This is a genomic window from Ruegeria sp. C12, assembly GCF_056537745.1.
Genome location: NZ_JBQFSA010000014.1, coordinates 1 through 17,425 on the forward strand (window position 1 = coordinate 1; position 17,425 = coordinate 17,425).

At 60.9% G+C, this 17,425-nt stretch carries 18 protein-coding genes; 7 read left to right on the forward strand and 11 right to left on the reverse strand.

Annotated features, from left to right (window positions below; translation table 11 throughout):
- From ACR0C9_RS21090 to ACR0C9_RS21110, 5 genes are all read right to left on the reverse strand, one after another.
- On the reverse strand, window positions 1-634 hold a 634-nt coding region (locus ACR0C9_RS21090; protein WP_480781967.1), incomplete at its 3' end, for a PLP-dependent aminotransferase family protein.
- A gap of 63 nt (window positions 635-697) precedes the next feature.
- The gene (locus tag ACR0C9_RS21095; RefSeq protein WP_480781968.1) at window positions 698-1,669 is read right to left on the reverse strand and encodes a 2-hydroxyacid dehydrogenase; all 972 of its coding nucleotides are present in this window, start codon (window positions 1,667-1,669) and stop codon (window positions 698-700) included.
- Window positions 1,669-2,556 carry a succinate--CoA ligase subunit alpha gene (gene sucD / locus ACR0C9_RS21100; protein WP_170456675.1) on the reverse strand — a complete coding sequence of 296 codons (888 nt, stop codon included), beginning with the start codon at window positions 2,554-2,556 and terminating at the stop codon, window positions 1,669-1,671. The genes ACR0C9_RS21095 and sucD overlap by 1 nt, the downstream gene beginning before the upstream one ends.
- Window positions 2,556-3,752: a malate--CoA ligase subunit beta gene (locus ACR0C9_RS21105; RefSeq protein ID WP_480781969.1), complete on the reverse strand. Its 1,197-nt coding sequence runs from the start codon at window positions 3,750-3,752 to the stop codon at window positions 2,556-2,558. The genes sucD and ACR0C9_RS21105 overlap by 1 nt, the downstream gene beginning before the upstream one ends.
- Before the next feature lie 15 nt (window positions 3,753-3,767).
- Window positions 3,768-5,009, reverse strand: a complete 1,242-nt coding sequence (locus tag ACR0C9_RS21110) for a pyridoxal-phosphate-dependent aminotransferase family protein (protein ID WP_480781970.1) — start codon at window positions 5,007-5,009, stop codon at window positions 3,768-3,770.
- Between the two features lie 219 nt (window positions 5,010-5,228).
- Here ACR0C9_RS21110 and ACR0C9_RS21115 point away from each other — a divergent pair, with 219 nt between their 5' ends.
- The 3 genes from ACR0C9_RS21115 (at window position 5,229) to ACR0C9_RS21125 (ending at window position 6,466) form a co-directional block, all read left to right on the forward strand.
- Complete coding sequence (locus ACR0C9_RS21115) at window positions 5,229-5,858, forward strand: response regulator transcription factor (protein ID WP_480781971.1); 630 nt, start codon at window positions 5,229-5,231, stop codon at window positions 5,856-5,858.
- 78 nt (window positions 5,859-5,936) lie between these two features.
- Complete coding sequence (locus ACR0C9_RS21120; protein WP_170456669.1) at window positions 5,937-6,164, forward strand: hypothetical protein; 228 nt, start codon at window positions 5,937-5,939, stop codon at window positions 6,162-6,164.
- Between the two features lie 86 nt (window positions 6,165-6,250).
- Entirely contained in the window at window positions 6,251-6,466 is a 216-nt protein-coding gene (locus tag ACR0C9_RS21125; protein WP_170524522.1) for a hypothetical protein, read from the forward strand.
- Here the strand turns inward: ACR0C9_RS21125 and ACR0C9_RS21130 are convergent.
- The 5 genes from ACR0C9_RS21130 to ACR0C9_RS21150 form a co-directional block, all read right to left on the reverse strand.
- Window positions 6,463-7,149: an ABC transporter ATP-binding protein gene (locus ACR0C9_RS21130; RefSeq protein WP_480586764.1), complete on the reverse strand. Its 687-nt coding sequence runs from the start codon at window positions 7,147-7,149 to the stop codon at window positions 6,463-6,465. The two genes, ACR0C9_RS21125 and ACR0C9_RS21130, sit on opposite strands and share 4 nt — an antisense overlap.
- Complete coding sequence (locus ACR0C9_RS21135) at window positions 7,146-7,895, reverse strand: ABC transporter ATP-binding protein (RefSeq protein WP_170456662.1); 750 nt, start codon at window positions 7,893-7,895, stop codon at window positions 7,146-7,148. Before ACR0C9_RS21135 ends, ACR0C9_RS21130 begins: the two co-directional genes overlap by 4 nt.
- The gene (locus ACR0C9_RS21140; protein ID WP_480781972.1) at window positions 7,888-8,871 is read right to left on the reverse strand and encodes a branched-chain amino acid ABC transporter permease; all 984 of its coding nucleotides are present in this window, start codon (window positions 8,869-8,871) and stop codon (window positions 7,888-7,890) included. The genes ACR0C9_RS21135 and ACR0C9_RS21140 overlap by 8 nt, the downstream gene beginning before the upstream one ends.
- Complete coding sequence (locus ACR0C9_RS21145; RefSeq protein WP_480627371.1) at window positions 8,868-9,788, reverse strand: branched-chain amino acid ABC transporter permease; 921 nt, start codon at window positions 9,786-9,788, stop codon at window positions 8,868-8,870. Before ACR0C9_RS21145 ends, ACR0C9_RS21140 begins: the two co-directional genes overlap by 4 nt.
- 86 nt (window positions 9,789-9,874) lie before the next feature.
- Entirely contained in the window at window positions 9,875-11,005 is a 1,131-nt protein-coding gene (locus ACR0C9_RS21150) for an ABC transporter substrate-binding protein (protein WP_170634878.1), read from the reverse strand.
- 202 nt (window positions 11,006-11,207) lie between these two features.
- Between ACR0C9_RS21150 and ACR0C9_RS21155 the strand changes: the two genes are divergently transcribed.
- From ACR0C9_RS21155 to ACR0C9_RS21170, 4 genes are all read left to right on the forward strand, one after another.
- Complete coding sequence (locus tag ACR0C9_RS21155; protein ID WP_480781973.1) at window positions 11,208-12,221, forward strand: Ldh family oxidoreductase; 1,014 nt, start codon at window positions 11,208-11,210, stop codon at window positions 12,219-12,221.
- Window positions 12,222-12,260: 39 nt separating this feature from the next.
- Entirely contained in the window at window positions 12,261-13,379 is a 1,119-nt protein-coding gene (locus tag ACR0C9_RS21160; protein WP_480781974.1) for an aminotransferase, read from the forward strand.
- Window positions 13,380-13,597: 218 nt separating this feature from the next.
- Entirely contained in the window at window positions 13,598-15,322 is a 1,725-nt protein-coding gene (locus ACR0C9_RS21165) for a type I secretion system permease/ATPase (RefSeq protein WP_480781975.1), read from the forward strand.
- Entirely contained in the window at window positions 15,319-16,635 is a 1,317-nt protein-coding gene (locus ACR0C9_RS21170) for an HlyD family type I secretion periplasmic adaptor subunit (RefSeq protein WP_480781976.1), read from the forward strand. Before ACR0C9_RS21165 ends, ACR0C9_RS21170 begins: the two co-directional genes overlap by 4 nt.
- Here the strand turns inward: ACR0C9_RS21170 and ACR0C9_RS21175 are convergent, their stop codons facing one another.
- Window positions 16,636-17,352 carry a glutathione S-transferase family protein gene (locus ACR0C9_RS21175; RefSeq protein ID WP_480781977.1) on the reverse strand — a complete coding sequence of 239 codons (717 nt, stop codon included), beginning with the start codon at window positions 17,350-17,352 and terminating at the stop codon, window positions 16,636-16,638.
- Window positions 17,353-17,425: the final 73 nt, after the last annotated feature.

Sequence of the window (17,425 nt, forward strand, 5' to 3'; positions counted from 1 at the left end):
AATGCGCCATGTCCACGTGCAGATACGCGCCGACCATGTCGGCGATCTGACGCATGCGGGCAAAGTCGATCTGACGCGGGATGGCCGAGCCTCCGGCGATGATCAGCTTGGGCTGGTGTTCCTTCGCCAGCGCCTCGACCTGATCATAGTCCAGCATGTTGTCTTCTTTGCGGACACCATACTGCACCGCGTTGAACCACTTGCCCGACTGGTTCGGGCGTGCGCCGTGGGTCAGGTGGCCGCCTGCGTCCAGGCTCATGCCCAGAATGGTGTCGCCGGGCTGGATCAACGCCTGAAACACGCCCTGGTTGGCTTGGCTGCCTGAGTTCGGCTGCACATTGGCAAAGCCGCAGCCAAACAGTTCCTTGGCGCGGTCGATGGCCAGGTTCTCGGCGATGTCGACATATTGGCAGCCGCCATAATAGCGCCGACCGGGATAGCCCTCGGCGTATTTGTTGGTCATGACCGAGCCCTGCGCCTCCATCACGGCGGCAGAGACGATATTCTCGGACGCGATCAACTCGATCTCATCGCGTTGGCGACCCAGCTCGGATGTGATCGAGCCGAAAAGTTCCGGGTCGCGGTCGGACAGGGATTGGGTGAAAAAGCCATTGGAACGGTGGGGGGCGTTCACGTGGAAACCTCCTGAGAAAAGCCTCCCGACCGGGTCACGGCGGGAGGAAGTTTGGGGAACAGTTCAGATCACGCGGTCGCGGGGCGTGCGACCGGCGAAGAAGTCGCTGAGATTGTCGAGCACCCGGAACCCCATCGCCTCGCGCGCTTCCTTTGTGGCGCTGCCCAGATGGGGCAGCATCACAAGATTGTCGCAGTGCAGAAGGTCCGAACAAATGCGGGGTTCGCCGTCGAACACATCCAGCGCGGCACCACCGATCATGTCGAAGGTCAGGGACTGAACCAGCGCCCGCTCGTCGATGACCTCGCCGCGTGCTGTGTTGATCAGGAAGGCGTCAGGCTTCATCAGATCCAGCCTGCGCGCATTGATCAGGTGCCGGTTCGCGGCCCCGCCGGGGCAATGCAGCGAGACAAAGTCGCAAGCCGGCAGCAACTCATCAATCGACCCGACCTGAGTGGCATTGCACCGCGCCAACACGTCCGGGTCCACCAAACTGCGGTTATAAACCAGCACCTCCATGCCAAAGCCATGATGCGCGCGGCGGGCCATTTCCTGACCGATGCGGCCATACCCGATGATGCCCAGCGTCTTGCCGCTGACCTTGGTACCGACCAGATGCGTGGGCCGCCAGCCGGTCCAGTTGCCCGAACGCAACTCGCGTTCGCCTTCTCCGGCGCGACGGGCCACCATCAGCAACAGGGTCATGGCGATATCGGCGGTGCATTCAGACAGCACGTCGGGTGTATTGGTGACGGTCATGCCAAGCTCGCGCGCCGACGGCTCGCAGATATGGCTGTAGCCGACACCGTAATTGGCAAGGATCTTGGTCTGCGCACCGGGCACGTCCAGCGCCTCGGCGCTGAGCGTGTCGGTGACGGTGGGCAGCACCGCGTCATAGGATTTCAGGGCCTGCCGGATCTCAGACGGGGACATGGGTTTGTCGCCGGTGTTCAGAACCGCGTCGTAGTTCTCAGCCAACTGCGCCTCGACGGCGGCGGGCCAGCGGCGGGTGACAAGAACAGAAGGTTTGACCATCACGCAGCCTCCATGACCCGAGCGATTGTTTCACCGATCACCGCCGGATTTTCGGCAACGGTCACACCGGCGGCAGACAGAATCTCGACCTTCTCGCTGGCGCTTTCGCCAAAGGCTGAGATGATCGCGCCCGCATGCCCCATGGTCCGGCCCTTGGGCGCGGTCAGACCTGCGACGTAGGCGATCACCGGCTTGGTGATGTGGTCGCGGATGTATTCCGCCGCCTCGGCTTCCTGAGGGCCGCCGATCTCACCGATCATGGCGATGACATGGGTGTCTTCGTCGTCCTCGAACCGCTGCAGGATATCCTTGAAGGACGATCCGTTGATCGGGTCGCCGCCGATACCGACACTGGTCGACACACCAATCCCGCGCTCTTTCAGCTGTGCGGCGGCTTCATAGCCCAGCGTGCCCGAGCGCCCGATGATCCCCACATGGCCGGGCAGATAGATATGCCCCGGCATGATCCCCAGCAGCGCCTTGCCGGGTGAGATCGTACCCGCGCAGTTCGGCCCAGTCAGAACCATGCGTTTGTCCTTGGGATAGCGGTACATGTACCGTTTCACCCGGATCATGTCCTGCGCCGGGATGCCGTCGGTGATGCAGACGCAGTAGCGGATACCGGCATCTGCGGCCTCCATGATCGAATCCGCCGCAAAGGGGGGCGGCACGAAGACAAGGCTGGCATCTGCGCCGGTCGCTTCAACGGCCTGTTTGACGGTGTCAAAGACCGGAACGCCTTCGACGGTTTCGCCGCCTTTGCCGGGCACCACGCCGCCGACGACATTGGTGCCGTATTTCAGCATGTCCTTGGTGTGGAACCGGGCCATGCGCCCGGTGATGCCCTGCACGATGACGCGCGTATCACGATCGAGAAGAATGCTCATTACACAGCCCTCATCTTGGTGTTTTGGGACAAATCGTTGCGCCATGCGCCCACGGCGCGTTCGGCGGCTTCCATTAGTGTGGTGGCGCGGATGATCGGTAAGCCGGATTTGGCGAGGATTTTCTGGCCTTCTTCGACATTTGTTCCGGCCAGCCGCACGACCACGGGAATGTCGAGGTCCAGTTCTTTCAGCGCCTGAACCACACCTTCGGCCACCCAGTCGCAGCGGTTGATGCCCGCGAAGATGTTCACAAGGATTGCCTGCACGTTGTCATCCGACAGAACCAGCCGGAAGGCTTTGGCCACCCGCTCGGGCGAGGCACCGCCGCCGATATCGAGGAAGTTGGCAGGCTCACCCCCGGCCAGCTTGATCGTGTCCATCGTCGCCATCGCCAGCCCGGCGCCGTTCACGATACAGCCGATATTGCCGTCCAGCCCGACATAAGACAGACCGCGATCCGCTGCGCGGCTTTCGCGGGGGTCTTCCTGGCTTTTGTCGCGCAGCTCGGCGATCTGGGGATGACGGAACAGGGCGTTGTCGTCAAAGCTCATCTTGGCGTCCAGCGCCAGAACGCGGTCGTCGCCGGTGATGACCAATGGGTTGATCTCGACCATGGTGGCGTCCAGATCGCTGAAGGCAGCGTAGCAACCTTGCAGGGTACGCACCATTTGCTGGATCAGCTTGGGTTCCAGACCCAATTTGAACGCAATCTCGCGGGCCTGAAACTCCTGCAGCCCAACCGCCGGTTCGACAATCGACCGCACAATGCTGTCGGGACGGTCGGCCGAGATATCCTCGATCTCCATCCCGCCTTCCGAGGAGGCGACGATCATCACGCGCTGGCTTGAGCGGTCCAGCACAAACCCCAGATAGATCTCGCGGTCAATCGGCACGGCGGCTTCGACATAGACGCGGTAGATGCCTTTGCCTTCGGGGCCGGTCTGATGCGTGACCAGCTTGCGGCCAAACAGGTCATCGCAAGCCTGATAGATCTCGTTTTCGGTGTTGCACAGCTTGACACCACCCGCCTTCCCGCGCCCGCCCGCGTGGACCTGCGCCTTGACGATCCACTTGTCGCCGCCCAGTTCGCGCGCCCGATAGGCTGCTTGTTCGGGGCTGTAGGCCAGCGCGCCCGTAGGCACGTCGACACCGAAATTCGAAAGGACTTCCTTGGCCTGATATTCATGGATATCCATCTGATCCGCTCCTGATTATGCAGCGATTGAGGTGCCGTAACGGCTTTCCAAAAGGGCTTCGATTGCGTCCGCGTCGACCTGGCCGCCCAGTTCCCGAATGGCTTCGGCAAACAGGCGCACGATCCGGCTGACCGCCTCGCGGTTCAATTGGTTGAGGATACCGATCCGCACCTGCACCGGCGCGCTGAGCGTCGGCCATATGCCAAAGCCCCGTGCGCGGCAGTTTTGCACCAGCTCCATCTCGCGGCCCGCCAGTTCGGGCGGCAGGTTCAGCACGATCAGGCTGGGCATGTCCGACGTGACCTGACACCCCATCTCGATGACCGCATCGCGCAGAACGCGCTCGTGGGTCCGGTACGACATCGACCGTTTGGCCAGACCTTCGATCAGCGTCAGGCGCAGGGATTCATGGAACGCTGCCACCGCATAGGCCGAATGGGTGCGGTGATAGGTGCCTTTCTCGACGTCCTGCCCGTTAACGATGCCCCAATGGCGGGCCTCGAAGATTGGGTTGTGGACGTAAGAATACGCTCCGGTTGCCTTTAGCGAGTCGATATAGGCATCGGTGAAGCTGACCGGCGCGTAAGTCAGTGGCAGGCAGCACAGGCCCTTTTGCGGGCAGGACGCCCAACCCGCAACGCCCGGAAAATCATCGATTGAGAAGTCATCGACGCCCAGCGAGGACACCGCGTCGATCAGACCCATCGCGCCGTGGCGCTGACAGGCATCCGAGAACCCGCGCAGATCATTGACGCGGCCCGAGCCGGTTTCCCAATGCGCCATGAACGCCCATTTGGGTTTGTGCTCGGCCAGCGCGGCCTCGACCATCTCGCCTGTCACCGGCTGGCCATGGGGTACGTCGATCACCGTTACGCTGGCGGCTTGGGGATCAAGGGGGTTGGCGGCATGCTCTTGCGGCGTGGCGGCCTTGATCCGCAGGGTCAGCGCGTCGATGCCGGAAAAGGTGCCGTTGGCAAAGGCCACAACTTTGTCGCCGGGCATAACCGCCGAGAACATGGCGTCCAGCGCGCTCCAACCCGTGCCGGCGACAGCGAAAGTATAGACGTTCTGTGTTCCCCAGATCTTCCGCAGCATGTGCTTGCATTCGATCATGCCGCGCAGCACATCACCCTGCATGTGATCCGCAACACCTGCCCTGGCGAAGGCCTGAAGCACGCGCGCATCCGTGTTGCCTGGTCCGGGACCCGCAGCAAGGGTCTTGGGGATTTCGAGCGGAGGGTAAATCTGGAATGTCATACTGTGTCATCCTCGGCTGTGGAGCGGGCGGCGCGCCCGAACTGTTTTGTTGCCGTGTAGAAAACGCAGACTTGCCCTATGACGCAACGTAACTTACTACTGCTTTTGGATGCCCAATAGTATGGGTTTATACCTACCCATAATGGTAAAAATACCGAGGTATACAAAAGATTGGCCCACCCAAATGGGTAGGTTCTCGGAAAATCAGGGCAAAATCATATGGTTGAACTTCCAAGACCTCCGATCGAGATCATGCTGGCGGACAGCAACCCGTTGGTTCTGTCTGCCATGTCGGAAATCTTTGAGCGGGATCCGCGATTCTCTTTGGTGGCCACATCCGCTACTGCCGAGGGGTTTCTGGGAACGGTGATGCGTGTGCCCGTTCACGTGGGCGTGGTGGACTGGACGCTGCCGGTTCTGGGGGCCGCCAAGCTGATCGAAGTGCTGCGCGATCAGGCCAACGCACCACGGTTCGTCGTCTATGGTGAAGCGGGCGGAGATATTCCGCGCCTGGCCATGCAAGCCGGGGCTGCCGGTTTTGCCCCCCGGTCCGGCGCTGTCGAGGGGCTGCTGGAAACCTGTGCCGAGGTTGCTGCCGGAAAGATGGTGTTCCCCTTCATCGACGTCCGGAAGATGCAGCAGGACCCGATAGAAAGCCTGTCGCGCAAGGAACGCGCAATCCTCGACGCGCTGGCGCAGGGTATGTCCAACCGCGAATTGTCGAAGGAACTACAGATTTCGACAAACACGGTAAAGTTCCACCTGTCGAATATCTACGAAAAGCTCTCGGTCAAAAACAGGACGCAGGCGATTGCGCAGTTCTATTCGGCCCGGATGCCCAAAGGCTAGGCCCGCTTGTTCGCAGGTGGAATTCACGCGGTTTTCAGGGCAAACTGATCCTGCGCGCCCATGGCAGGAGGTCCCGGAATGCCCCAATACAACGATATGTTCGAACTATCGGTCGAGGATATGGACCTGATCGAACAGGCATTGCGACAGGCGATGACGTCTTATGCCACCGAGATTACCGGGAATTCCAACGAAGACCGCGCAAACCTTGAGGATACGGTACGCCGGATGCATGACCTTCTGGGCCGACTGCATGACCAGAAAATCTTCTACCGACCCAAGCAAGGGACCTATATTGGCGGCTGACTGGACACTTTCTGCCTGGCGCGCATTCGGTAAAGTGATTTGGCAAGTCGCGGCCAAATCGGTTCAATGACAGCAGGAGGCGCGCCATGCAAAAACCGGAACGGTTCGAGAAATTCTATTTCGCCAAGGTCGGAATGGGCGAAGCCTGCGGCTGCGCCGAACGGGTCATTGACGTTTACGAATTCAACCGCAAAGGCGGGGCGCAGGCAAAGCAGGCGTTGAAACAGGACAAGCGCAAGCGTCGGTCTTTTCGGTCATGGGCGTTGAAATACGGGCTGCTCAGCCGCAAACCCAGGGCTTAAATCCCGACATATCTTTGCGAAATCTCAGGGGTCAGTTCGGCCATTGTCCCCTGCCACACGGTTTTTCCACGTTCCAGGATCACCGCGCGATCTGAAATTGCCGAGAGTTCTTTCAGCGACTTGTCGATCACAAGAATGGCCATGCCGGTCTCGCGTTTCAGCCGGGCAATTGCGGCCCAGATTTCCTGACGGATGATCGGGGCCAAACCCTCGGTCGCTTCGTCCAGTATCAAAAGCTGCGGATTGGTCATCAGCGCGCGCCCGATGGCCAGCATTTGTTGTTCACCCCCCGACAGGGATGCGGCGCGCTGACCCGAACGTTCCGCCAATCGGGGGAACAGCGAACCCACCGTTTGCAACGTCCATTCGCCGGGGCGTGCAGCAGCGATCAGGTTCTCACGCACGGTCAGGTCGCGAAAACAGCGCCGGCCTTCGGGCACCAGCCCGACCCCAAGACGGGCCACCTTATGGCTCGGCAACATGTGCAACGCGCGCCCCGCAAACTCCAGACGGCCATCCGAGGGCATCATTCGGCAGATCGCGCGCACGGTGGTTGTCTTACCCATGCCGTTGCGCCCCATCAGGGCCAGAACCTCACCCGCATCCAATGACAGGTTTACGCCAAACAGGGTTTGCGACGGACCATAAGAGGCGGTCAGGTTTTCAACGCACAGAAGGCTCAAGCGCTGTCTCCCAGATAGGCGTCCTGCACCTCTTGCGACCTGCGGATGTCATCGACGCTGCCCGTGGCGATGATCCGGCCATAGACCAGAACGCTGATCCGGTCTGCCAAGGCAAAGACCGCGTCCATATCATGTTCAACCAGCAGAATGGGGGCCTCGGCGCGCAGCCCGTCCAGAAAGCCTGTCATCGCTTTGGACCCTTCCGCACCCAGCCCGGCCATCGGCTCATCCATGACAAAGGCCTTTGGGTTCAGTGTCAGGGCAACGGCCACTTCAAGCTGGCGGCGCTGGCCATGCGAAAGGTCCGCGCAGCGGGTATCCCTGACATCGGCAAGCCCGACACGGTCCAACGCCTCTGTCGCGCGCGCATTCAGGTCAGCCTTGCGCGTGACCGGGCGAAACAGCGACCAAGCGCCCGAGGTCGCACCGATGGCCCCCAGAAGCACATTCTCGAAAACGCTGTCTTCCATCGCCAGGGCCGAGATCTGGAATGTCCGGCCCAACCCTGCCTGCGCGCGGGCGGCCGTGCTCAGGCCCGTGACGTCCTGCCCCATCAAATCGACGCGGCCCTGATCGGGGGCAAGGCTGCCGCTGATCTGTCCGATCAGGGTGGATTTTCCCGCCCCGTTCGGGCCAATGATGGCGTGTATCTCACCCGGTTGCAGATCGATCGAGACATCGTCTGTTGCTGTCAAAGCGCCAAAAGATTTCGTCAGGCCATGCGTGGCAAGGATCGGCTCAGACATGCGCGCCCTCCTTACCCGTCAACAGGCCAATCACCCCGCCGCGCCCGAACAGGACGATCAACAATAGGATCGTGCCCAGCCAGACGTGCCAGAAATCGGTCAGGCCACCCAGCCAGTGCTCTAGCGCCACAAAGATCACCGCGCCGATGACCGGCCCCATCAACCGCCCGACCCCACCGATCACGATCAGGATGATCAGCTCACCCGACAGTTGCCAGCTGAACATGGTGGGGGAGACAAACCTGTTGAGATCGGCAAACAATGCCCCCGCCAACCCCGTGATCGCGCCCGAGATGACAAAGGCCACCAGTTTCAGGTGCATCGGGTTCAGGCCTACGGTTTCCACCCTCTCGGGAGTCTGGCGAGCGGCGTTCAGGGCCAGCCCGAAAGGTGAATTGCGCAAGCACCATTGCAGCAAAAGCGCCAGGCACAAGGCAACAAAGCACAACCCGAAGAACTGGATCGGGTCCAGCGTATTCAGCCCCGGAAACCCGTTGCGCACGTAGATCGACAGGCCGTCTTCGCCGCCATAAGTGCCCCAGGAAATGGCGAAGTAGTAGAACATCTGCCCAAAGGCGAGGGTAATCATGATGAAATACACGCCCGTCGTGCGCAGGCTGAGCAGCCCGATCACCCATGCGGCCAGAGCGGAAATCACCGTCGCCGTCAGCCAGATCACCGGCATGGATTTCGTGCCTTCTATCGTGAACGGCCCCAATTCCAGCGGCACATAGGTTTGCGCGTGATAGGCAAGAATGCCCATCGAATAGCCGCCCAACCCGAAGAAAGCCGCATGTCCAAAGGAAACCATGCCACCGATGCCAAGCGCTATGTTCAGACCCACCGCCGCCAGCGCCAGGATCACGGCGTGGGTGGTCAGGGTGATCGTGAAAATCTCATCCACGCTCAGCGCCCAAAGTGGCAGCGCCACAAGGCCCGCAATCACGACCCAGTTGATAAGGCGTTCCGAGATCATGCGCGCGCCCCGAACAGGCCAGAGGGTCGCCAGATCAAAACGATGCTCATCAGGATATAAACCGACATCGAGGCAAGCGCTGAGCCGGTTTGCGTGGCCGCGCCGCTGTCCATGAACAGCTTGAACAGCTCGGGCAGGAAGATGCCGCCCAGCGTGTCCGTCAGCCCCACCAGCAGCGACCCGATAAACGCGCCCCGGATCGAGCCGATGCCGCCGATCACGATGACCACAAAGGCAAGGATCAGCACCGGCTCGCCCATCCCGACCTGCACCGATTGGATCGCGCCGACCAAGGCTCCGGCAAGCCCCGCTAGCGCTGCGCCGAGGGCAAAGACCAGCGTGTAAAGCTTCGAAATATCGACACCCAGTGCGGCGATCATCTCACGATCATTCTCGCCTGCACGGATCTGGATGCCGATACGCGTACGCGCCGTCAGCCACCACAGGCCAAGCGCCACCACAAGGCCGATCCCGATCAGGACTAGACGGTATAGCGGGTATTGGATACCGCCCGGCAGCGTCACAGGGCCCGACAGGTAATCGGGCACATCCAGAAACAAAGGGAAGGACCCAAAGACGTACCGGGTGCCCTCGGAAAAGATCAGGATCAGCGCAAAGGTCGCCAGCACCTGATCCAGATGCGCCGCTTTGTAAAGCCGCCTGATCACCACCGTCTCGATCAGCGTTCCGGCCATGGCCGCCGCCGCCAAAGCCGCGATCAGCGCCAGCAGGAACGAACCTGTCGCACCCGCAACCCAAGCGGCCGCGAAGGCGCCAACCATATAGAGCGACCCGTGCGCGAGGTTGATCAGGCCCATGACGCCAAAGATCAGGGTAAGGCCCGCTGCCATCAGAAACAGCATGACACCGAACTGCAATCCGTTCAGGACCTGCTCGATAACAAGTAGTGTAGACATCACGCGTTCCGGTGTCCCGAATCCGATCCGGGAGGGTTGGTCAAAGGACGAAGGGGAAGCCCCGGGATCAACCCCGGGGCGTGGTGTTACATGCTACAGTCAGCAGCATATGCGTCGGAATGGTTCTCAAGCGCGGTGCCGATGATCTTGTTGGTGAAGACATCGCCTTCCTGAACGACCTCGCGCGCATAGATCGTCTGTACCGGATGGTGGTTTGGACCAAATGAGAAATCGCCGCGCGTGCTGTCGAAATTCGCGGCCCGCAGCGCCTCGCGGAACGCGTCCGCATCCGACACGTCTGCGGCCTCGATGGCCGAGATCAGCAGGTTCGCCGTATCAAAGCCCTGGCTGGCATACAGCGATGGAAGCCGTCCGTACTCGGCCTGAAAGCTTTCGACAAATGCCGCGTTCGTCGGGTTGTCGATGTCCTTGTTCCATTGCGAGGTATTCACGACCCCAAGCGCCGCATCCCCGACCGCTTGCAGAATCCCCTGATCAAAACTGAACGCAGGACCCACGACCGGAATGTCCACGCCACTGTCGGCATATTGCTTGAGGAAGGAAATCCCCATGCCGCCGGGCAGGAAGAAATACACGCTGTCCGCGCCCGAGGCGCGGATTTGCGCGATTTCGGCGGCATAGTCGGTCTGACCCAGCTGGGTATAAACCTCACTGGCCACATCGCCTTCGAAGGTCCGCTTGTATCCGGTCAGCGCGTCGGTCCCGGCGGGATAGTTCGGGGCCATGATGAAGCTGTTGCCGTATCCGGCGGTATTGGCATAGGCGCCCGCAGCCTCGTGCAAGTTGTCGTTCTGCCAGGCGACGTTGAAATAGTTGGGGTGACACCCCTTACCGGCCAGCGGCGAGGGTCCGGCATTCGGAGACAGGTAGAATTTCCCCTGCGCCGTGACCGAGGGCACAACGGCCATGGCAAGGTTCGACCAGATGATACCGGTCAGCACATCCACCTTTTCGGATTGGATCATCTTGTCGGCAAGCTGCACCGCGATGTCCGGTTTGCGCTGATCATCCTCGATGACAACTTCGATATCGTCGCGGCCCGATTGCTGAATCGCCAGCATGAACCCGTCGCGCACGTCGATGCCCAGACCGGCCCCGCCGCCCGACAATGTGGTGATCATGCCCACCTTGGTCTCGGCCAGCGCCGGGGCTGCCATCAAAGCGGCGGCCGCCGTTGCCATAAGAATCTTCTTCATCTTGGTTCTCCCCGTCACGTGTTTTCGGCTTTATGCCAAGTGTTAAGCATTCTTTGGACCCGGCTTTCAATTCAAATCGCTGCCCCCTGCCCCGGAAAACCGGCGCGTCGCCCTTTCAAACCTATGAAAGACATGCAACGCTCGGGCCGCAGGCCAGATCCGAACCGGCCCCAATTGCAGCCTGAAAGCAAAGGATTTTTCTGTGGCACACGCTCCGACACGAACCCTTTCGCTGACCGAAATCCGGTCTTTGGCCAAATCAGTGCTGATCCGCGCCGGTATGGATGAACGTGGCAGCGACGTTCTGGCCGATATTGTTACACAATCCGAACGCGACGGACCGCGTAGCCACGGCCTGCGCAACCTGCCGGTCTATGTGCAAAGCTTCACCTCGGGCTATGCCAACCCCTCCGCGCAACCGGAAATCAAGCGCATCGCGCCGGGTGTTCTGCGTGGCGACGGGGACAACGGGTATTATCAGATCGCAGCCACCGCCGCCCGCGACGAGCTGATCGCCATGGCGCGCGAGAATGGCATTGCCGCTTTCACCTGCGCCAATTGCCACCATCTGGCCGCCCTGCGGTTCGACACGGAACCCCTGGCCGAGGCGGGTTTGGTGGCGCTCGCCGTGGTCAACTCTTTGTCTTTGGTGGTGCCGCAGGGTGGACAACGCCCGGTGTTTGGCACCAACCCGATGTCCTTTGCCTGCCCGCGCGACGGGGTCGAGCCGGTGGTGTGGGATCAGGCCTCTTCCGCCGTTGCGTTTCTGGACATCAAGATGGCCGCTGCCGAAGGGCATGACCTGCCGCACCCCGCCGGGCTGGATACCGAAGGCAACCCGACCGCGGACCCGAACGCCATTCTGGAAACCCGCAGCCTGCTGCCCTTTGGCGGCCACAAAGGGGCCGGGATCGCCTTTCTGGTCGAGGTTTTGGGCGCGGCCCTTGCAGGCGGCACCCTGTCGGTCGATAACGACGCGCGCGAGGCGCATGGCGCGTTGAACATCAAGGGCGGCGCAACATTGATCGCGCTGGACCCGGCGCGATTTGGCAATGATGCGTTTGCGGACTACATCGCCCGCATCTGCACCGAGATCGACGGCAATGGCGACGCCCGCGTACCTGGTGACGGGCGGCTAAGACGGCGGGCCGAAGCCCGCGCAAATGGCGTGGCCGTCAGTGTTGATGTTCTGGACCAGCTTGAGGCGTTGATCTAAGGACAGCCAAGGCAGCACACGACTCAAGGACCCTCAGCCATGTATATCGATCCTTTCGGCGTCGAGATTTGGATGAATGAATGGGAAAACAGATGCGACTGGAATCTGGCCGAAACCTGCGTGGAAAGCCTGACCATTCAGGAATTGCTGACCCTGACAGGCCGAAACGCAACCGACCTGTCCGAGCTTCTGGACCTGAAAATGACCTATGGCGCCATCGAAGGGTCCGATCGGCTGCGCCGCGCCATTGCGGCGCTGTATGAAAACCAGTCGGTTGAAAACACAATCGTCACCCACGGCACGATCGGGGCCAATATGCTGATCCATAAAACTCTGGTCTCACGCGGAGACCGGGTTGTGGCCGTGGTGCCGACCTATCAGCAACATTACTCGATCCCCGCCAGCATCGGCGCCGATGTGCATCATCTTCAGCTGCGCGAGGAAAACGAATTCCTTCCCGATCTGGACGAGTTGCGCGCCCTTGTGACGCCAGACACAAGGCTGATCGCGCTGAACAACCCCAACAACCCAACCGGCGCGTTGATGGACCGGGCCATATTGGAAGACATCGCCGACATTGCCCGCGCGGCGGATGCGTGGATTTTGTGTGATGAGGTGTATCGGGGCACCGATCAGGACGGCTCGGGCATCAGCGCGTCGATTGCCGACATCTACGAAAAAGGCATCAGCACTGCGGGCATGTCCAAGGCGTACTCACTGGCGGGTTTGCGGCTGGGCTGGATCGCCGCACCAACCGAGGTGATCGAGGCGGTGACCATTCACCGCGACTATGACACCATCTCGGTCGGGATGATCGACGATCACTTTGCTGCGCTGGCGCTAGAGAACAAAGACAAGCTTTTGGCCCGCAGCCAGCGGATCACGCGCGGCAATCTGGAAATCCTGCAGGATTGGGTGGCGCAGGAACCAAAAATCACCTGGGTTAAACCAAAATCCGGCACCACTGCCCTGCTGAAGTATGACCTGCCAATCAGTTCCCGCGATTTCTGCGTAAAGCTGTTGCAGGAGACCGGCGTGATGTTCACCCCCGGATCAGCCCTTGGGATGGAGGGCTATGTGCGCATCGGCTATGCCAACGGTCCTGAAATCCTGAAACAGGGCTTGTCCCGCGTGTCAGAGTTTCTGGCGGCAAGATAAGCCCGGCGGCCACAACAAAGACGCGCAACCCTGTGTGGATTTCCCTGGCAAGGCGGATGCTCGCCAAAGGAATGGCCGAAAGCCGCCGCTACTTTGCCTTGTGATTTGCAATTTCTTCCTCGAAAAAGGATTGGTTCTTCGCAACAATGGCCGGGCTTTCTTAACCGCCGGCCCAACCTGATTGATGTGGATTTTGAATTTTGAGACCCCAGCACCAAATGCCGGCTGCCCCACGTCATGAACTGCGCAATACGCGCAATCAGGGTATGACCTTTCTGGCGCTAGCCTTTCTGTTCAGCATCTTCGTGAACCTGCTGATGCTGACCGGGCCGTTGTTCATGCTGCAGGTCTATGACCGTGTTCTGGGCTCGCGCGCGGTCGAAACGCTGACGGCGCTGTTTTTGCTGGTCGCGCTGCTTTACGGCCTGATGGCCATGCTGGATTTCGCGCGCGGACGCATCGTTGCGCGGTTTGGTGCGCGGTTCCAGTCGCAACTGGACGCGCGGGTGTTTGACGCCACGCTGCGCCGGTCGCTGAACCCGCAGGCCCGTGCAGCCCCGGCAACGGCACTGCGCGATCTCGAGTCGATCCAGAACCTGTGTGCCTCCCCGGTTTTACTGGCGGTGATGGATATCCCCTGGACCCCGGTGTTTCTGGCCGCGATTTTCATCTTTCACCCGCTGCTGGGCTGGCTGGCCGTCGCGGGCGGCGGGTTGCTGATCGTGATTGCGCTGCTGAATCAGGCCCTGACCCGCCGCAAAGTGGCTGAGGCGCAAGCTGCGTCCGCGCGCGCGAACGCCTTTTCCGAACATGCGCGTCAGGCGGCCGAAGTTGTCCGCTCGCAAGGGATGCAGCAGGACGTGACGCTGCGCTGGCTGAACCAGCGCTCGGACGCGCTGCGCCAGACCATTGCGGCCAGTGACTGGACCGGCAGCTTTACCTCGCTGACCAAATCGCTGCGCCTGTTCCTGCAATCGGCCATGCTGGCGCTTGGGGCCTGGCTGGTGCTGCAGAACGAGCTTTCACCCGGTGCGATGATTGCGGGGTCGATCCTGCTGGGCCGCGCGCTGGCACCTGTCGAACAATCAATCGGACAATGGGGCATGGTCGAAAAGGCCCGCACCGCCTGGGCCTCGCTAAACCAGTTTCTGGACCACACCCCGCCCGAGGCTGAACGGACCAAGCTGCCGACCCCTGCTGCGCGACTGGCAGCAAAGGGGCTGACGGTCATCCCGCCGGGTGCCACTGCACCGACCTTGCGCAATGTCACGCTGAACCTTGAACCCGGAACAGCGCTTGGTGTGATTGGCAAAAGCGGGTCGGGCAAAACCACACTGGCCAAGGCTTTGCTGGGTCTCTGGCACCCCGCCGCGGGTGAAATTCGTCTGGGCGGTGCCACGCTGGACCAATATGACCCTAACGATCTGGGTCAGCACATCGGGTATCTGCCGCAGCAAGTGACCCTGTTCAACGGATCGGTGGCCGAAAATATCGCCCGCATGTCCCAGAACCCCGATTCTCAGGCCGTGGTCGATGCCGCCAAAAAGGCGAACGCGCACGAGCTGATCCTGTCTCTGGAAAAGGGCTATGACACGTTTCTGGAAGGCAATGACAGTCAGTTGTCGGGCGGTCAGAAACAGCGCATCGCGCTGGCGCGCGCCCTTTATGGGGACCCGGTGTTGTTGATCCTGGACGAGCCGAACTCGGCGCTGGACGCAGACGGAACCGAGGCGCTGAATGCCGCAGTGCGGGGGCTGAAAGCCGCCGGGAAGTCGGCGATCATCATGACGCACCGGCCGCAGGCGATCTCGGAATGTGACAATCTGGCGGTGGTCGAGAAGGGGCAACTGGTCAAATTCGGTACCCGCGATGAGGTTCTGAATGCCATGGTCCAGAATGCCGGGGCGATCAAACGAAATCTCAGCCAGGTGACTTCGGGATGACGGACACTTCGAAACCGGACGGGCGTTCCGCGTGGCGGATCACCCTGCCTGCCTTGGTCGGCTTTGCTGCGCTGTTTTTTCTGGTGGGCGTGCTTGGTGTCTGGAGCGTCACGCAACGTCTGGCCGGGGCCATCGTTTCGTCCGGTGTGATCGAGGTGCAAAGCAACCGTCAGGTCATTCAGCACCCCGACGGCGGTGTGGTCGGCGAAATTTTCGTGCGCGACGGGGCCGTTGTCTCCAGCGGCGATTTGCTGCTGCGGCTGGATGACACCTTCCTGTCGTCGGAAAAGACCATTGTCGAAGCGCAGCTGTTCGAGCTGCTGGCCCGCCGTGCCCGGCTTGAGGCCGAACGCGACAATGCAGCGCCCGAAGACCTGGCCGCCCGTCTGCGCGAGGTTCAACAGGAAAACGGCATCGCCCCGGACCTGATCGACGGGCAACAACGCCTGTTCGACGCGCGGCTGAACACCTTGGCCCAGCAGACCGAACAACTGAGCAAACAGTTGGTGCAAACCGAAAGCGAGATTGACGGAACCGAAGCGCAGCTTGTCTCGCTGCGCCGTCAGGTCGATCTGATCCAGCAAGAACTTGAGGATCAGCAAAGCCTGCTGGAGCGCGGCCTGACCCAAGTCAGCCGGGTACTGGCCCTGCAACGGGAAGAGGCCAACCTGACCGGCGAAATCGGACGGCTTGAGGCCGCAGTGGCCCGGTTGAAAGGTCAGATCGCGGCGACCGAGATTCAAATCCTCGAACTGGCCGCCACCCGCCGGGAAGAGGCGATCACCACCTTGCGCGACGTGCAATCTCAGGTCGCGGAACTGTCCGAACGGCGCCTGTCCCTGACCGAGCGTCTGTCACGGCTGGACATTCGCGCTCCGGTTTCGGGTACGGTTTACGACAGTCAGGTGTTTGCGCTGCAATCGGTGATCCAACCGGCTGAACCGATGATGTATGTGGTGCCGCAGGACACGCCTTTGGTGGTGGCGGCACGGGTGGACGCGATCCACGTGGATCAGTTGCATGTGGGCCAACCGGTCGCCCTGCGCTTTCCGGCCTTCAACCAGCGGGAAACGCCCGAGATTGACGGGCATGTGATCAACGTCTCGGCCGACACATTCACCGACGATCAGACCGGCTTTACCTTTTACCGGGCCGAGCTTGTGCCGGATGACGGGCAGGTCGAACGCTTGAACGGTCAGGCTTTGCTGCCCGGCATGCCGGTCGAGGCGATGATCAAGACAGACGAGCGCACCCCCCTGTCCTATCTGGTCAAACCGATGTCGGATTACTTCAACCGCGCCTTCCGCGAGTGATCAGCTTTTGACATCACCCGAAAACCGCGCGGCGTTTTCCCTGGCGAATGCGCTGGCATCGGCATCAGCATCCCAGAATTGCGGGTTTGCCTTGGGAATGGTCAGCGCCTTCTGAACCGCAGGGCGCGCGTCGATGCGGTCGAACCACGCGTTCAGATGCGCTAGGTCATCTACCTTCACCCTTGCCCATACATACGCCCGCGCCCAAGGATACAGCATCATATCCGCAATCGTGTATTCCCCCGCTGCGATCCAGTCGCGCCCGTTCAGGCGGTCATTCATCACCTCCATCAGCCGGCGGCTTTCGTCGACATAGCGGCGGATGGAAAACGGCTCCTCATGGCCGTTCGGGGCGGCGATGTGCTGAAAATACATTGCCTGCCCCATCATCGGCCCAACATGGCCAACCTGAAACAGCATCCACTGCATGACCTCGGACCGCTTGACCGAATCGGACGGCAGGAATTTTCCGTATTTCTCGGCCAGATGCCACAGGATCGCACCGCTTTCGAAAATCGCCCGCCCCTCGGTCCGGTCTTCGATCGTGGGGATTTTGCCATTGGGGTTCAGGGCCAGAAACTCGGGCGTTTTCTGTTCCTGCTTTGAGAAATCGATATGTGTCAGGTCATAGGGAATACCTGCCTCTTCCAGAAAAATGACAGGCTTGTAGCCGTTCATGGTTCCGGCAGTGTACAGATGAATTTCGGCTTGGGACATGGTCATCCTCAGTGCGTTCGGGGTTTGCTGGCGGCCATGCCGGGTCGGGCTTGGCATATCGTGAACCTGTGAA